At 61.3% G+C, this 15,728-nt stretch carries 11 protein-coding genes; 3 read left to right on the top strand and 8 right to left on the bottom strand.

What is annotated here, in order from left to right:
• Positions 1-43 precede the first annotated feature (43 nt).
• From PLL20_11360 to argH, 3 genes are all read right to left on the bottom strand, one after another.
• Positions 44-1,822, bottom strand: a complete 1,779-nt coding sequence (locus PLL20_11360; protein HPD30585.1) for a hypothetical protein — start codon at positions 1,820-1,822, stop codon at positions 44-46.
• Positions 1,823-2,294: 472 nt separating this feature from the next.
• Positions 2,295-4,886: a PDZ domain-containing protein gene (locus PLL20_11355; protein ID HPD30584.1), complete on the bottom strand. Its 2,592-nt coding sequence runs from the start codon at positions 4,884-4,886 to the stop codon at positions 2,295-2,297.
• 218 nt (positions 4,887-5,104) lie between these two features.
• Positions 5,105-6,541 (bottom strand): argininosuccinate lyase, encoded by a 1,437-nt coding sequence (gene argH, locus PLL20_11350; protein ID HPD30583.1) that lies wholly within the window; start codon positions 6,539-6,541, stop codon positions 5,105-5,107.
• 193 nt (positions 6,542-6,734) lie between these two features.
• Between argH and PLL20_11345 the strand changes: the two genes are divergently transcribed.
• Together PLL20_11345 and PLL20_11340 are read left to right on the top strand one after the other, a co-directional pair.
• On the top strand, positions 6,735-7,952 hold the full coding sequence (locus PLL20_11345) for a DUF1570 domain-containing protein (GenBank protein HPD30582.1): 1,218 nt from the start codon (positions 6,735-6,737) through the stop codon (positions 7,950-7,952).
• 197 nt (positions 7,953-8,149) lie between these two features.
• Complete coding sequence (locus PLL20_11340) at positions 8,150-8,440, top strand: hypothetical protein (GenBank protein HPD30581.1); 291 nt, start codon at positions 8,150-8,152, stop codon at positions 8,438-8,440.
• Positions 8,441-8,670: 230 nt separating this feature from the next.
• On the opposite strand, the gene PLL20_11335 is transcribed toward PLL20_11340, so the two are convergent.
• On the bottom strand, positions 8,671-9,669 hold the full coding sequence (locus tag PLL20_11335) for an aspartate-semialdehyde dehydrogenase (GenBank protein ID HPD30580.1): 999 nt from the start codon (positions 9,667-9,669) through the stop codon (positions 8,671-8,673).
• Between the two features lie 322 nt (positions 9,670-9,991).
• Here PLL20_11335 and nikR point away from each other — a divergent pair, with 322 nt between their 5' ends.
• Positions 9,992-10,408, top strand: a complete 417-nt coding sequence (gene nikR / locus PLL20_11330; GenBank protein HPD30579.1) for a nickel-responsive transcriptional regulator NikR — start codon at positions 9,992-9,994, stop codon at positions 10,406-10,408.
• A gap of 200 nt (positions 10,409-10,608) precedes the next feature.
• Here nikR and PLL20_11325 read toward each other — a convergent pair whose 3' ends face one another.
• From PLL20_11325 to PLL20_11310, 4 genes are all read right to left on the bottom strand, one after another.
• Complete coding sequence (locus PLL20_11325) at positions 10,609-10,908, bottom strand: hypothetical protein (GenBank protein HPD30578.1); 300 nt, start codon at positions 10,906-10,908, stop codon at positions 10,609-10,611.
• Positions 10,909-10,934: 26 nt separating this feature from the next.
• The gene (locus PLL20_11320; protein ID HPD30577.1) at positions 10,935-11,582 is read right to left on the bottom strand and encodes a hypothetical protein; all 648 of its coding nucleotides are present in this window, start codon (positions 11,580-11,582) and stop codon (positions 10,935-10,937) included.
• Positions 11,579-14,791: a hypothetical protein gene (locus tag PLL20_11315; protein HPD30576.1), complete on the bottom strand. Its 3,213-nt coding sequence runs from the start codon at positions 14,789-14,791 to the stop codon at positions 11,579-11,581. Before PLL20_11315 ends, PLL20_11320 begins: the two co-directional genes overlap by 4 nt.
• Positions 14,679-15,728: zinc ribbon domain-containing protein (locus PLL20_11310; GenBank protein HPD30575.1), on the bottom strand; the 1,050-nt coding region annotated here is incomplete at its 5' end. The genes PLL20_11310 and PLL20_11315, both read right to left, overlap by 113 nt.

Below are 15,728 nucleotides of genomic sequence, written 5' to 3'. Positions count from 1 at the left end.
CGGCCTACCGCCGTGAAGGGAATGTGTCGGTCATCACCGCCTCTCAATCGGGGACCACCGGCGGCGGCAGCGAATCATCACATGCCTGGTCCGCAGCCACACCAGGCCCGGAAGCGCAATTCTCGAACGCTAACAGGTCCGTCTGGTCAACGTCCAGGTCATTGTTGGTGTCGAAGCAGAAACAGGCCCCCGCGTCGAACAGAAAAGCGGGATCCCCATCGCCGGTAAAGCACATTTGAAGGGCGGCGAAATCAGCCTGATCCACGTCTCCGTCGCCATCACGGTCAAAACGATTATCACCGCAGGGCGGCGGAACACGGGTAAGCGTCAGCGACAGATTATCCCAGGCGACCGCCTGAGGACCGGGATGCTTGTCGTGCTGCAGCAGACGGACCTCGATATTACCCGTGGTCGTGGAGATCGTTTGCTGCGTGACGACGTGTTGCCAATGCCCGTTGAGACTCCAATCAACCGTGTTATTGAGCCACCCCGGCCAGTAGTCAACGCTGAAGCCGTTTCCGCGATCACCATTATCAAAATCCCATAGCGGTTGGTTGTACTGGTCGTCCGTCAGAACATACATCCGGTTGCCAACGCCCCATGGATCACCCGGTTCCTTGTAGACATAGCAGTCGTATTCGAACGTTGCGACGTAGGTTTCCCCCGCAGGAACGGCGGCCGGGAACTGCTGCTGCATCCACGCGGCACCGGTGAAGTCCATTTCTGCCATGTTTGACGAGAAGCCGGCCGACTGTGAACCCGGATTGTCCACGTTGTCGTAGAGCAGCGGGTCGGTGGCGGAGAACAGGATTGGCGTATCGTTGGGCTTCGGTCCGTACAGTTTCGTCGTCCAGCCGGCCAGGCCGTCCTCGAAATCCTCCGGCTTGTTCACCACCACGGCCGTGCCTTGGGCGGGCAAAGCGTCGGCGGCACCTACGGCAGCCCAAACCGTCACCTCGTTCTCACTGACGCTGCTCACCTTCATGCGGCGTATCCCGCCGGATCCTGCCGGTCCTGCCCATGAAACGTCGACCATGTCATTCGGCTGCAAGCCGTGGCCCGCGCCGAGCGTAACCACGCCGTTGTCGGCATCGGTTCGCGTGGTCAGCGTTCCGGCCGTGCCCGCCGGGTAAGTGAACACAACCGATCCGCCCGGCCGGCGAAGAGTCAGTGTGAGATTGTCCCAGGCCACGGTGTTGTAGTGCGCGTACTTCTCGTGAAACAAAAGCCGGAGTTCGACGTTGCCCGTGGTTGTCTCAATATCCTGACCACGATTGATGGCGCCGATTTCCCAGATGCCTTCCCCCTTATTGGACCACTTACTCCAGCGAACACCGTCGATGCCCATGTCGCCATCGTAATTCATGACGGGATTGTCGTATTTGCTGTCGGTCAGCACGTAAACGCGATTCCCGACCCCCCATGGGTCCTCGTCGCCTGGTCCGTTCGGCGGATCGTCGCCGTCAAAGTAGACATATCGATCTACGACGATCACGACGTCATAGATGCCCGGCTCAAGTAGACCGGGCCACTGGATCTCGATCCATTGGGGCTGCTGGCCGTCCCAAGGAGCCAGATTCGACGAAAAACCGACTGACTGGGAGCCAGGGTAGCCGATGTTTGCACCGTAGATGCCGGCTCCCGTGGAATCGAAGACTAGCGGCGTATTGTTGTTCACCCCCCCCGTCGGGTCATACGCCAGCACTGTCCAAGCGTCCAATCCCGACTCGAAGTCCTCTGTGAAAATCGGATACTGCGTCTGACCTGAAGCGGGAATCGCGACAGCCACGACCAGGCAGAAACCCCAAAACCATCTGCACATGACAGGCCCTCCAAGAAACGAGAATGCAAGAACACACACCTTCCCAACGGAGCAACCAAGTGACCTTCAGGCAATTGGCCCAAGCTACGAATCCTGCGTCGCCCTCCTGCCATAACCACGATTACCGCGCAGGGTCTTGGGTAAGAGTTGCACTAAACCCGCGCTCTCCATCGCCTCGTATCACGATGCATCATACCTTGCGGACGTTCTTGTGGTCAAGAAGAAAACGGGATTCCGTCCGGACATGCAGCGGCTTTCTTGGCCGGCTTTTTGGATTCATGGACCATTCGTGGGACAGCATCGGACCCGCATCAGGAGAAGTCACGCGTTTTACCAGTTTTGTTAATCAGAATTCAGTGACGCTGGCCTGACCGGAATCAACGGTTTTCTTGCCGCGCAAAGCGAGCGACCCGGGCCGACAAGGCCCCGATTGGTCAGGCAGGCGAAGGCCGTTCTTGATTCTCTCATTCTGTTACTCGACCGGCCTCGATGCCGCCAAACGCAGCACATCCCAATCCAGGCGGGCGGCAACCAACGTGGCCTTGGCCTCCGCTATCCGATCGGCTGGTGAGCGTGAGGACCAGTAAGAGGCCGAGAGTAGCTCATTCACGCATGGGGTGGGCGTTACCTGCTGCGTTTTCGTGTCTATCAGGAACATTGCCCCGCCGGCGGACGGCAAGACAGCCGCAAAAGGCTGAAAGTCATCCGGGTACGGTAGCTGCTTGACCACGATCCTGACCGGGGGAGCCGGGTTCTGGCCTGGGAGTGGCATCGGTTCGCAACGGTCCTCACCGGGCACCCACCGATAGAGTCCCCGTTCGGTGCCGAGGTAGAGAACTCCGGCCCTGCTGGACCGAAAGATGCTGTAGATCTGAACCTGCCGGCCAAGCTGTCGGGCCAGCATTGTTGACAGATTGAACATCCGGTGAGGTTTCGCCTCGCAGTACAACCAGGTGCCGTCGCCCAACATGACCGGCTCGATGGGAGCATTGTTGTTGTGGTCGGGGAACTCCTCCGGCAGAACGATGGAGCGCGCTTGGGGCGGGTGCGATCGCAGTTCGGCCGCGAGCTCGTCGGCCCACGGGGCATACTTATGGATCGCCCAGCCACGCTGGCTGAAGGGGATGTGCATCAGCAACGACCAACCTGCCGCGTCGGGCTGGAGCTGGTAGACCTGCTCGCGGCTGACGGCCAACACCGTACGGCCGCTGTCCGACACGATGAGACCGTCGGCCAACCTGTAAGGCCACCAACCCGGCTCGGGCAACGGGATCTCGGTGACCCGGCCATCAGGCGATGCCTTTCCGATGCGAATGTCCCGCGTAATCAGGTAGCGAGTGCCGTCATCCGTCTTGTAGGCGTACAGCACGCGCCGCCACTTCTCGTCCTGGCCGGTGAGGTCCTTGGCGTGTTCAGATAGGAACCGAACAGCCTCCGTCTCAGGCAAGATGTCCCACGGCTTGTTCCAGGGCTTGTTCTCCTGGTCATATGCCCGTATCTTCTCGTACCAATCAAGCGACGCCGCGTAATTGCCTTTGAGCGCCTCCAATCTCGCCCGGTGAAAGCTCGGGGTCAACCGGTTGCGCTGCGCTGCTTCGCAGAATTCTATGGCCTTCTCGAGTTTTGCGACATTCGGGTCCACCTGAAAAGCGAGGGCGCTCAAGAGGTAGTCGAGGTTCATCGCCGGCGCGTACTTGAGCTCTTCTTCAGCGTGCCGGGCCCAAAGATCGGCGGTCTTCGGCCACCAGGCCGAGTAGAGGCGGGCATCCTGAGCAAAGCCCAAGTCCGCCAGACCTCTGGCCAGCGCACGGCGAAAGTCATCCACCTGCCCCTGCCGCAGGTAGACTTGATAGAGGCGATCTTTCGCATGTATGTACTCCCAGTAGGCCTGCTCGCCCTCTGCGTCTGATCCTTCGGGAATCTGTGGCAAGACGTCCTCGCACAATTTCAGCCGGCCGATCCTGACCGCCGCAGGAAAGAGCCACCCAAACCGCACGCGGCCCTGCGGAAAGGCCGCCAGGCGATCCAGCACGACCGACAATTCGGCATCCGCGCCCAGCGCGTCCAGGCAGGTTGCCAGCTTGTGGAGGGCGTGCGCCTGGTCTTCCGGTCGGCGCTTCTCCCCCGCGCGGGCCGGGTTGAGCAGCTCGACCAGAGCCTCGGCGTAGCGCCGCTCTTTGAACACCAGCCGATACGTGAGCTGGTCATGCGCCCACTCCACCATGTCGCCCCCCCTGATGATCCTCCGGCAAATCTCGTCGTGCAGGTGGAGGTCTTCGGGATTGAGGGACGTTGCGAATCCGATGATGGCGGCAAGGTGATTTATGTACGGGGGTTTCTTGAGGATCATGTCCAGATACGCCGGCCGTTCGGCAGGCGGCAGGGCGTAATAGCGGCATCGGGTAATCAAACCCAGCGTTCCCTGGACGGCTTCCACATCGACGCCGAGCTCGTTTCCCGCCTCAATGGCCTTCTCGATGGCCGCGACCGCCGCGGCATAGTTGCCCACGTCGTGTTCGCGGGCCGCCTCGGCCAGATGATCGCCCCAACCCGACTGATACATACACCATTGTATACCGTATTTTCCTTCTCTAAACTTCCTATCGTAAACTCGCTTATCCCGTCGCAGACGCACCGTCCGCGCCCGATTCCGGAAGCGGGTCTCCTCGGCTTTGGACCAGGCCTCAACATCGCTGATCGCTTCACCATCGACCGCCAGAAGAACATCCCCCGGTCGAACGCCCCCATACCATGCCTGCCCGCGCGGAAATACCAGCAGCACGAGCGCCCCGCGACGCGACAGCCGAATGTCCTTCAGGATGCCGGTGATGGCTATCCGGGCCTCGGCCGGCTGGTCGGGCAGGGCCTTCTCCAGGGGTTCCTCCGCAGCGTCGCCGAGCTCCGTCAATCGCTCAGCAGCAGCCTTACGTCGCGCGGGTTGCGGATGGTTGAGATCCCGAATGAGGCGAACGATTTCCCCGTCGACCACCGCGGCGGGAGCAGATGCCGGAGCCGACCGGGTCCATAGAACAGCGGTTAAGAGCAGAGAGACAGCCGTCGCCATGGTGGATTCCCTCCATAACTCCACGCTACAGTCTATCACCTTCGATTACAGTCATCAAACCACCCGGTCGAACCGCCTTTTTGCGGGCCGCAACTCAAGCGCAGTGCGATGCGGAAAGAGGCGGGCAAACCGCATGAATCCGTTGGCTGAACCCATGCCGATCTGCGTCGTCTGCGTCTACAGGACAAGCCCCCGACACAAAGCAGGCCTCGCCGGGCCTACTCGGCTCGGGGGCAAGTTGAGTGAGATGGATTCCCAAGATGGTTGACAGCCCGGGAGAGCGCTTTCCTCCAAAAACCGATCTGCTCCCTTACCGATGCCGGCCCCGCATTGCCGGGGCTGCGATAACGCGCCACGACGTTGGCCGCTCCAAGGTATTGGTACACGTCCTTGCCGATCCGATCGCACACTTTTGTGAATTCGTCGAGCGTCAGACCGCCCAGTTCGCGGTTGTCTTTCTCGGCGTATGCCACCAGCGTGCCCACGTGATGATGAGCCTGACGAAAGGGAATGCCTTTGGCGACAAGGTACTCGGCCAGGATCGTCGCGTCCATGAAGCCCCTGTCCGTCGCGGCCAACAGCCGGTCGGTGTTGAAGGTCGTGTTACGAATCACCGCCGCCGTGATCTCGACCGACGCCTTCAACGTATCGTGAGCGCTGAACAGGTGGATCTTGTCTTCCTGGAGGTCGCGGTTGTAGGCCATCGGCAACCCCTTGGTCAGTGCGAGCATACCCATCAGGGCGGCGTAGACCCGACCGGTCTTGCCGCGAACCAGCTCCATGACATCCGGGTTCTTCTTCTGCGGCATCATCGACGAACCCGTGCAGAACGCGTCCGCGATGGTCACGAACCCGAATTCCTGCGACATGTAGAGGACCAGATCCTCGGCGAGACGCGACAGGTGGCACGCACACAGCGCCGCCGCCGCCAGAAACTCGACGATGAAATCGCGGTCGGCGGTCGCGTCGACGCTGTTACGGGTTATGGAGGAAAAGCCCAGTCGCTTGGCAACCGCTTCCCGGTCAATCGGCAGGGTCGAGCCGGCGAGGGCCCCCGATCCCAGCGGACAGACGTCCACCCTCCTGCGGGCGTCGGAAAACCGGTCCCGATCTCGCTGGAATTGCTCGACATAGGCCAAGAGGTAGGCGCCGGCACTGATCGGCTGGGCCCGCTGCATGTGCGTATAGGCGGGCATCACCGCATCGGCGTATCTCTCGGCCGAGTCAACCAGCGCCGCCTGGAGGTCCGCCAGGAGGGGGAGCACATCCAGATCGATCGCATCCCGGGTGTACAGTCGCAGGTCCAGAGCCACCTGGTCATTGCGCGACCTTGCGGTGTGCAACCGCTTGGCCGGCTCGCCGACTTTGGCGATCAAGGCCCCCTCCACGGCCATATGAATGTCCTCGCAGGCCGGATCCCACTTGAATTTGCCTGCCTCAATATCCGATGCAATCTCCATGAGGCCGCGTTTGATCGCCCGGCAGTCCGACTTGCCGATCAGCCCTACCTCGGCGAGCATCTCGGCGTGGGCGATGCTGCCGGCAATATCGTATTTCCAGAGGCGTCGATCAAAGGAGAGGCTCTCGACGTAGTTTTCGGTCAGTACGTCGGCCGCCTGCGAGAAGCGGGCCTGCCAGCTCTTTTGCGCTTTCATAGATGTCTCTCCACGGGGTTGCGCCTCCTTACCGGTGCCCTCGTCGGCGCCTGGGTCTCGTTTTCTCCTTGAGTGGGCGGCCGGCGACGACGGTCACGGCGGTTCGGTGGTCGGATGGTATGCAAACGGCGGCAGTGGGTCAATCGCAGGTGCGGCCAAGAGGCGGAAACGAGCATATAATCAGGAGATGCGAATGAATCGGTTATGGGCATGGTGCCTCGCCGCGGCGTGGCTTGCGGTTGCAGCCGGCGAAGCCGCGACCACGCGCGGACCGGTTTTGGAGCGGGATCCCTCGCAGGAGGCCTTGCTGGCCAAGCAGGCCGGTCCAAACTTCAAGGTCAAACGCACGTCGCATTTCCTGATAGCCTATGACACGGCCGACGAGGTTGCCCGCGAACTGGATATCCGCCTCGAGCAGACCTATCACATGGTCTTCCTTTTCTGCGAGATGAACGGCGTTCAGGCCCGTTGGCCTGATCGCCGCCTGGAAGTCATCTTCTTCGACAAGCGGCCCACCTACGAACGGCATGTTGCCCGCCTGGGCGTCAACGCCGGGGGCACCTTCGGGATCTACCACCAGCAGACTAATCGGTCCTATTTTTTCAATGCCACCAACGACGAGCAGGTTCTCAGGCTCAAGGAGCAAATCGCCGCGAGCAACGCCAACATCAACAATCTTCAGCAGTCGTTGCGGAACATGCCCGCCAACGGCGGCATCATCGAGGTTCGGTTTTCGGACGGCGAACGCATCGTCGGCAGCAAGGCCGAGGTGGAGAAACGCGTGAACAAGAAGCTGAACGAGGCTCGTGCTGAGCTCAAGAAAGTGGAGGCCCGCCAACAGAGATACTGCGACCAGATCAATCAGACGGTGATCCAGCATGAGACCGCTCATCAGACGCTGTTCAACGCGGGTCTGCACGTTCGGGGGGCCGGCAATCCCAAGTGGCTGATTGAAGGGCTGGCGTGTTTGTTCGAGACGCCGCCAGGCCCGCCCGGCAGCGGCTTCTCGGCGCTGAACGCAGCACGTCTGGAGGATTTCAGAGTCGGCGTCGGCGGTCAAACCAAACGACGGCTGACCAGCCGCGATTACGAGACGGCCATTCAGACCGGCCGTATGGTCTCGCCCAAGGAGCTTATCCTGAATCCCGAGCTTCTCAACGCTCGCGGCGATGCAGGCCTGCACAACTACGCCGTCGCATGGGGCCTGGCACACTACCTCCAGCGCAATCAGCGGGAACAGTTGGCCGCTTACCTGTTGGACGTGAGCTCGCGTCTGCCCGGGGACGACCCCACCCCGCAGCAGGAGTTGGAGTTGTTCGAGGAGCATTTCGGGCCGATCGATGAGATCTTTCTGCGGAAGTTCTCGGGCTACATCCTGGGGCTTACGGCCAGGGCCCAGCTTGACTCGTAGCGCCGGCTCACAACGGGGTCGGATTCCTATTCGGTATCCTGTCCGGCAGTCGGAACAGGTCCGGAAGGTACTCTTGCTCCGACCTCTTCGCGCAAGATTCCATTTCAGAACCGCCTGGATATAATGGACATTCGGTGGAGCGCGGCGACCGGTGCGCGGGTCGCGCCGCGGGACTCTCCACCGTCAGGACGGAATCCATGCCGGCAACTGCGAGACACAAGGCGTTACGGCTGACGCTGGCGGCTGTACTGGGAGGAGGAACGCTGCTATCGCCGGGCTGCGGCGACATTCTTCGGCGGTCCCTGCGGGATGGAGCCATCGCCCTGATTGCAGGCACCGCCACCGGTATCATCGACCCCTACGACCTTAGCAACCTGGTAACCAACATGTTCACCGGCGGGTTCACCGGCGGTTGGAACGGAATCGGCAGCAACTGGAACTGGGACTGGGGCTGGAACACCTCGCCCTTCACCTGGCCGGGAACGTGAAAGAACGGTCACAATTGGGTGGCCTGGAGATCCGTGCGCACGGGGGACCGAGGGGGGAGATGCTGCGCGTGATCTCTCATTCGAGGCAGCTTGCCGGGTGGGGCAGCAGGCGTATTGCGGCCTGCTGAAGGAACAGGGCCGGCACGCGGCTTCTTTTGATGATGAATCCGAGAAAACAACGGCCGGTGCGGGTGGACCGGCCGTTGGGAAAACCTCTCGGTTATGCGGCGTTACAGAAGCTCGGCGATCTGGACGGCGTTCAGAGCGGCGCCTTTGCGGAGTTGGTCGCCGCTGATGAACATGTCGATGCCGCAACCGTCGGGTTGGCTGATATCCTGCCGGATGCGGCCGGTGAACACGTCGTCCTGGTCCGACGATTCAATCGGCATCGGGAAGTAATTCCTGACGCGGTCATCGACCAGCTTTACGCCCGGAGCCCTGGCCAGGATCTCACGAACCCGGTCCTCGCTCATCGGCTTCTCAAAGGTGATGTTGATGGCCTCGCTGTGAGCCCGGATAATCGGCACGCGTACACAGGTGGCCGTAATCTGAATCTCGTCGTCGTGGAACATCTTGCGGGTTTCTTTAACCATCTTCATCTCTTCTTCATTGTAGCCGTTCTCACCGACTTTGCTGTTGTGGCTGAAGAGATTGAACGCGATCTGATGGGGCAGAACCTTCTTGGTCACCGGCTTGCCGGCGAGAAAGTCCCTGGCCTGTTGCTCGAGTTCGAGCATCGCCTGGTATCCGGCCCCGCTGGCGGCCTGGTAGGTGCTGATGACCAACCGTTTGATCCGGTTGGCCTTATACAGGGGGAAGACCGGTACAACCATGATGATCGTCGAACAGTTGGGGTTGGCGATAATACCCTTGTGTTTCCTGACGTCTTCAGGATTGACCTCGGGGGTCACCAGCGGCACGTCCGGGTCCATCCGAAATGCCGAGGAATTGTCCACCACCACGCAGCCGGCTTTGACGGCGATCGGGGCGAATTGGCGACTGATCGAGGCCCCGGCCGAGAACAAGGCCAGGTCAACCCCTTTGAAGCTGGCGTCGGTCAGCTCCTGCACCGTGTGGTCCGCACCCCTGAACTTGATCGTCTTACCGGCCGACCGCGCCGATGCCAGGAAGGTGATCTTGTCGCACGGAAAGCTCCGCTGTTCAAGGACGCGAATGAATTCCTGCCCCACGGCGCCGGTGGCGCCAACCACTGCCACGTGTTTTGCCATCGATGACTTCTCCTGCGCAAAGTGCTCCTGTTTAATCTTTCAGCTACTCTTCTTCTCTGGCAGGGGAGACCCTGGAGAATGCACCAGGCCAACTACGGCCGGAACTCCGGCATGATAGAGGATTGCTCGCCAAGATGCAAAGTCGGGCCGAGCCGAAACAGAAGGTCCGGTTCGGCAAAGGTTTCCGGAAGCGATGCTGAAACGTCGGACGTCCCGATAAGGGCCCGTCGCCTGTCGCGCCACGGGAGTCCTTGACAGACTGACCGGGCCTTCCTAGCTTTCCCATTGAGCGTTCACAGTCGTCTTTCGGGAGGCGTCGGCAATGTCCGAACTGATCAGATTGAGCCTGTCGATCGAGAAGCCGCTCTATGATCGTCTCGAGAAGTTGGTCAAGCAGAGCGGCTATACCAACCGTTCGGAGTACGTCCGGGACATGATCCGAGAGAGGCTTGTCGAGACCGAATGGGATAAAGATCGCGAAGTCCTCGGTACGATCACCCTGATCTACAATCATCACCGCCGACAGCTTTCCGAGAAGCTGATTCACCTCCAGCACCACCACCACACGGCGGTCAAGGTGACCACCCATGTTCACCTGTCACGTGAGCTTTGCGCCGAGGTGATCGTAGTGCAGGCAAGAGCCAGCCGTGTCCGTGAGCTGGCCGACCTGATGCGTCAGCAAAAAGGTGTCCTGCATGCGGATCTGACCATGAGCAGCACCGGCGTGATGTTAGATTGACCGCCCGCAGCGCCCGCCCATCGTCGACGGCGAGGGTTTCAGGCAGCCGTTTGCGTGATTCTCAAAGTGTGGGCGGCTTCAACATTTCAGGGACAAATGGAGGTCTGGCCCGAGAGGTTCACCCTGTCATGCCAAGGCAAGCTCGGCCGACTGAAAGTCGATCCGATGATCGGCCAGAAAGCGGAAGGTGTAAATCCGCGCTACAGCGGAGCCGCGCAGATCAACAGGCCGACAATGAGCGCCGGGTACCCGATGAGCATTACGCCCGTGGAGATGTCATCCGCCAGACGCGTTCTTTCGAGTTGTTGCTCGTGCTCGGATTTGAAAGATGCACGGATGTCCGCCACGGTTGCATGTTCGTCATCGGCCTGCAGTTTCTGGAGTTCGCTGAAATGCGCGGACGTCAGGGGCAATGGGCGGCTTGGCGGAGCGGCTGAGACGACGGCAGGCAGGACCATCATGACGGCTATTGCCAGGGCGAGCGTCAGTAAGCGCGGCATACCCTATCTCCCTTCAAGATAAGACCTTATGTTGGCTCTTGGCAAACGATCATCATGGCGTGATCGCCGCCGGCCCAGATCGTCTCGAACTCGTCGATGGGGTCAGAGTGTAGCTGCTGCACCGACGAGGGATCCAGATAATGGACTATATCGGCCGAAAGGCCCTTGTGGTTCTTGGAAATCCCGATCACAAGAACGGCATGGTTGAAACCCGGATCGGCCGCCGGATCGCGGTTGACCACACAGATGACCGGGTAGCCCCGTTGCTCCAGCCAGTACCGGAGGCCGGTTGGCGGTTTGGCGTCCAGTTGGCCCGTCAGAGTGACGAGATACAGCCGCTCCGGAAGTTGTCGCAGGTAGGCCTTGAAATCCCCGACGCGGGTCTCATCGTAGCCAAGGCGCTTGAGATCCACTTGGACCCCCCGTTCGCTCAGTCTGCGGTCGCCGAGCAGGTAGTTGCTCGCCATCACCACGCTGCTGACCAGGCATGTCGCGTGTGTCGTCGCGGCTTCGTAGCGAACAGGCAGACAGTCCGGGGGCAGGCGATAGGTTCGCCTCGGCTGCTCGCAACCGAGCATGCAGCCCAGGCAGGCTAACCCGGCAAGAGCAGCGGCCAATCGTGGGCCGCTCTTTCTGTCGCCGAGAGGTTGTCGCTGATGCTGCGGAGTTGTCATGGAATCAACGGCTGCAAGATGATCTTGGCTCCCACGATTCGGATGGGGCTGTCCGACGCCCCCTGCGGGCTGATGGTCAGTTCAGCCGACCATCCGCCCATCGCCTCGGGTTTGAGCTCGCATTTCTCCTGCTTCAAACCGTCCCTGACGGATCGCAGGTTGACCTTGCCGGAAAGTCCTTCCCTTCGAGCGTCATCGGACCTCAGGGCCTCGGCGAGGAGCTCACCCGGATTGATCGGCAGGCTGCCCACCTGGAGCGAAGAGGCCGACCCTCCGGCCCCGTCTTCCGGCCCGCTTAATCGGCCAATCTCGACGTCATCCGCGAGGATTTCCAGCGATTTGCCGTTGCCTCGCCTGATGGCGACTCGGCCGGAGGCCAGAGGGATGTTGGTTCGGCGGACCGGACCGGTCTGTGTCACTGTTGGGCCTGTCGGTGTTGTGCCGGGTTGGGCGGTAATCTCGGCATCGACCAAAACGAGGCAAGCATATTGACCCACGGGATTCTTGGCTCGTTCGCCCAGAATGCGCTCGGTCAGACAGGTTACGCGGGCCGGGACGCCGCCGCTGGCGTCAAAATCCCGAGCCTCTTGGGATGTCATGCCAATGGTGCGTTTGAGCAATGTGGTAGCCTGCTCGGCGACCCGGGTCACGGGGCTGAATGTCAACTCCACGATCTTGTTGATATCCAGACCTTGTTGAATGGCGAGGTTGACTCGCCACCGGTCGTTCTTGTCGGAGTTATCGTGAAGTATGGCAAGCGCGGAGAGCGCCGCCTTGCGGACCTCTTCGCTTTCGTTGCCAAGCGCCGCGGCAAGAAAGACCGGCAAAGACTCGCGTTTCCAGAGTTCCTTGGTCTTGGCGAGCGTCTGAATGATGCCCGTACACCGCTCGGCATCTCTGGACTTGACGAACTCATCTTTGAGCGCGTTGATACGTCCGGAGGCAACCAGCATCAGGGCGGTTTTCTCAGCAGATGCCCGGTCGACCTTCGGGTCCATGGCTCCCTCGGCCAGAACCTTCTCGCAGGCAGTCGCCTGGTCTTCCGGCGAGGGTGTGCCGACCTGCATTGTCCGCGGGAACGGTGCCTGGTAAGCCAGGTTGAGTTGGGACGCCGCCATCGTCAGCAGGGCCGACTTCACGGCCGGTTCCTTATCGTTTTCTTCCTTCACGGATTTAAGGATTTCAACAAATTTCGGTGAGTTGGCGACGTCGCTAAGATCTGAACGGCTGAGCAAAAGCAGCAACGCCTGCTTGGCTTTCGGATCGACCTTTTCCTTCTCCGCCCGCAGGGCGGTCAGAAGCGGATCTTCGTCTGAGGACACCTTAACGACAAGCTCGCCGCACGCCGCCAGACAACTGTTGACCGTCGCGCTGTCGGGGTTGACCAACAGCATGCGCAGGATGGCAGCTTTCAGGTCGGGGTTCTTAATCGAGCTGAACTGGCCGGCAAGTGCCTTCAGGGCGCTCTTTCGAAGTTCTCGGTCTGCCAGGATCTGGAGGCTCTGCTGGGTTCCGTCGTTCAGCAGGATGCTCAGTGCCTCCTGGCGGGCCTGATCCCGTTTCGAGTTGACGCACGCACCCAGGATCACGAAGGCATTGGCCGGTGCCTGCGACGCAGGCATGGCTTCAAGGATCTTGCTCAATCCCGGTTCGGCTGGGCCACTGGGGAAAACGCTCGCTGCCGTCGTGTCCCGGCTTGTGCCCGCGGCTAGAACATCGCTCACCCCCTCCAGCAGGCCGGCGAGCGTTTTCTCATCTGCCTCCTCCCGCAGATAATCGAGGGCTTGCTCGGGCAGCGAACTGGGGTATTCCATGAGACCATCAAAGCCTGCTCTCCTGACCCGCCGGTCCGGGTGCCCGCCGGCCGCCAAGAGGGCCCGAACCGCTTCGAGTTCGGCGACGGAGGCCTGCCCCGTTGGTCCCGTTTGAGCCGAGACGTTTCGTCCGATCCACGCCAACGCGAGTTGGGCCGTCGGGGCCGACGGGTCGGCGGTAAACTTGCTGACAGCTTTGAGGCTTTCATCCGGCTTCGCCGTTGATGGCTGGCCGGATGACGCCTGCTGTTGCGTGAGTCTGAGCAGCTTGAGGTCGATCGACTCGGGAGGAGCCTCCGGCAACTCGATCGTCACCACATTTGCCTCTTCAGGAAACCTGATCAGCAAGCCGAGCCAGCCGTTGACGGGGATCTCGCCTCGTTTCTCCGCCAGTGCCTCACGGGCACTCGTACCGCCGGTTGTGCCGCGGGCGCCGCCGGCGGTTCGCGGGCTGCCGGTGGTACGCTCGGCTGGAGTCGCTGGGCGCGAAACGAAGGTGTTGTGCCATGTCAGCGTCGGAGCGCCGCTCTTGAGTTCGATCTGGAGCCGTTCGTACAGGGTGTTGGTGAAACTATCCGGCACTTCCTTTGCAGGAACAGGGGGAACCGGAGCTGTTGGCTCGATTGGGGCCACAGCAGCCCCGCCGGCGGCTCGCACGTCAACCTTGGGAGGCTCTTCCGTGAGCAGCAGACCGAGCACGCGGGCCATCTTGCCCACGTCCGTTGTCACCTTGATGGCTCCCGGGATGAGGGAGAGTTTCACCTCCGTGGCGCGATATCGCACGGGCGCCAGGAGCAATAAGTAACCCCGGCCGCTCTCGACCTTTACGCTCTGATCCATATACTCGGTCAACAGGACGGGCCTGTTCAAGGCATAGCGGAAATCCAACTGGATGGGAGGCTCCAGTTCTTTGAGGAGTTCCTTAGCATCCGGAAGACCGGGCTCGATCTGGAGTGCCTCCTGTACGAGTTTGCGGGCCGGCTCGTAGACGCCCCCTTGCTTAAGCCAGCGGGCGAGCTCCACACGACCGGCGGCATCCTTCGGCAAGAGTTGCCTGGCCCTCATTTCCGCCCGACAGGTGAACCAGAAATCGTTCCATTGTTTCGAGCTGGTCTGCACCTCGGGATGGGTCAGTTGCTCCGGTTCCTTTGCGCAAATCTGCTCGACGCACAACCGGGCAGCGGCTTCCTTGCGTACCAGCAGGTACTGCTTGGCAAGGCTGGTCAGTTCGGCCACGGATTTGGCGGCCTCGATTTGCTTGCGCTGCTCTGGGGTAATGGTTTCATCCGAGCCGCCGGGGGTTTGTTGGGACAGGGCCGGTTGCGAAACCGTCAACACAGCCAAGACGACCATTTGCACAAAACAGGCGTGGATGGCCCAAGTGGGTCTGAACATCTGCCGAACCTCCGTAGCGAATCTTGTCCCTCGCAGGCGGTTGGGTCTGGGGGTTTTCATTGTACAGCAAGGCTTCGGCTTGGCAAAGGGCCCGAGGCCCGCCCAAAGAGTCGCCTTGGACCATCGTGGTTGGCATGACGCACGGACCGGCCAGCGCCCAGTGGTGTCCTCGTCTGGTAGTTTCGGCCAAGTGGGCATGGGCGTCGGCGGGGACGTACATGCATCCGAAGCGGCGCTCGGGGTCGATCTCGATGCGGTCGATGAAGGTCTGGAGCAGCTGCTTGGTCTCCGGCAGCGGCAGCGACCCTTCCGCCGCGTCGGCCATCCGGCGGAACTTGTCCGTCGCCCACTGGCGCAAGGCCCGCTCATCCAGCGGCTCGCCGTTGGCGGCCACCTGAGTCTTCCGTGCCTCCAGAACCTCGCGACGGCGCTTCAGTTCCACCAGCGTCGCCTTCAGTTCTTCCAGGTCGGCCAAGTTGGAGTCGGCCAGCATGGCAGCGGTCGCCCGGATACGCTTGTTCAGGGCGGCCAGTTCCTTCTCCACGGCGGCGATGTCATGCCCGTTGCCGCCGTCCTTGGCCAAGATGTTCTTGACGAACCTGTCCACGGCCGCCGTCATCGTCTCGGCGTTACCAAAGATCATGTCCCGCACCTTGCCCAGCACCCACGCCTCCAACTCGTCGGCCCGAATCTGCGTGCTCCGGCAGACGGCTAGGCCCCTGGCCAGGAAGCCACCGTCGGCATAGTACCGCACTGACCCGCGACGCAGGGTCCGAATGGCGACGCCCCAGAAGCCGTATCCGCAGTGGCGGCAACGGATCAGGCCGCCCAGGAGATAGGGCTTGCGGGCGCGGGGGTGGGCCTGGCGCTCCCGCCGCCTACCGGACCTTTCCGACTTATGACCGCGCATTGCATGCGGTTGAAGCCCAATCGACCT

The sequence above is a fragment of the Phycisphaerae bacterium genome (genome assembly GCA_035384605.1).
Taxonomy (GTDB): domain Bacteria; phylum Planctomycetota; class Phycisphaerae; order UBA1845; family PWPN01; genus JAUCQB01.
Note: the sequence above shows the minus strand (reverse complement) of the source record. Positions and strands in the feature narration are given on the sequence as shown.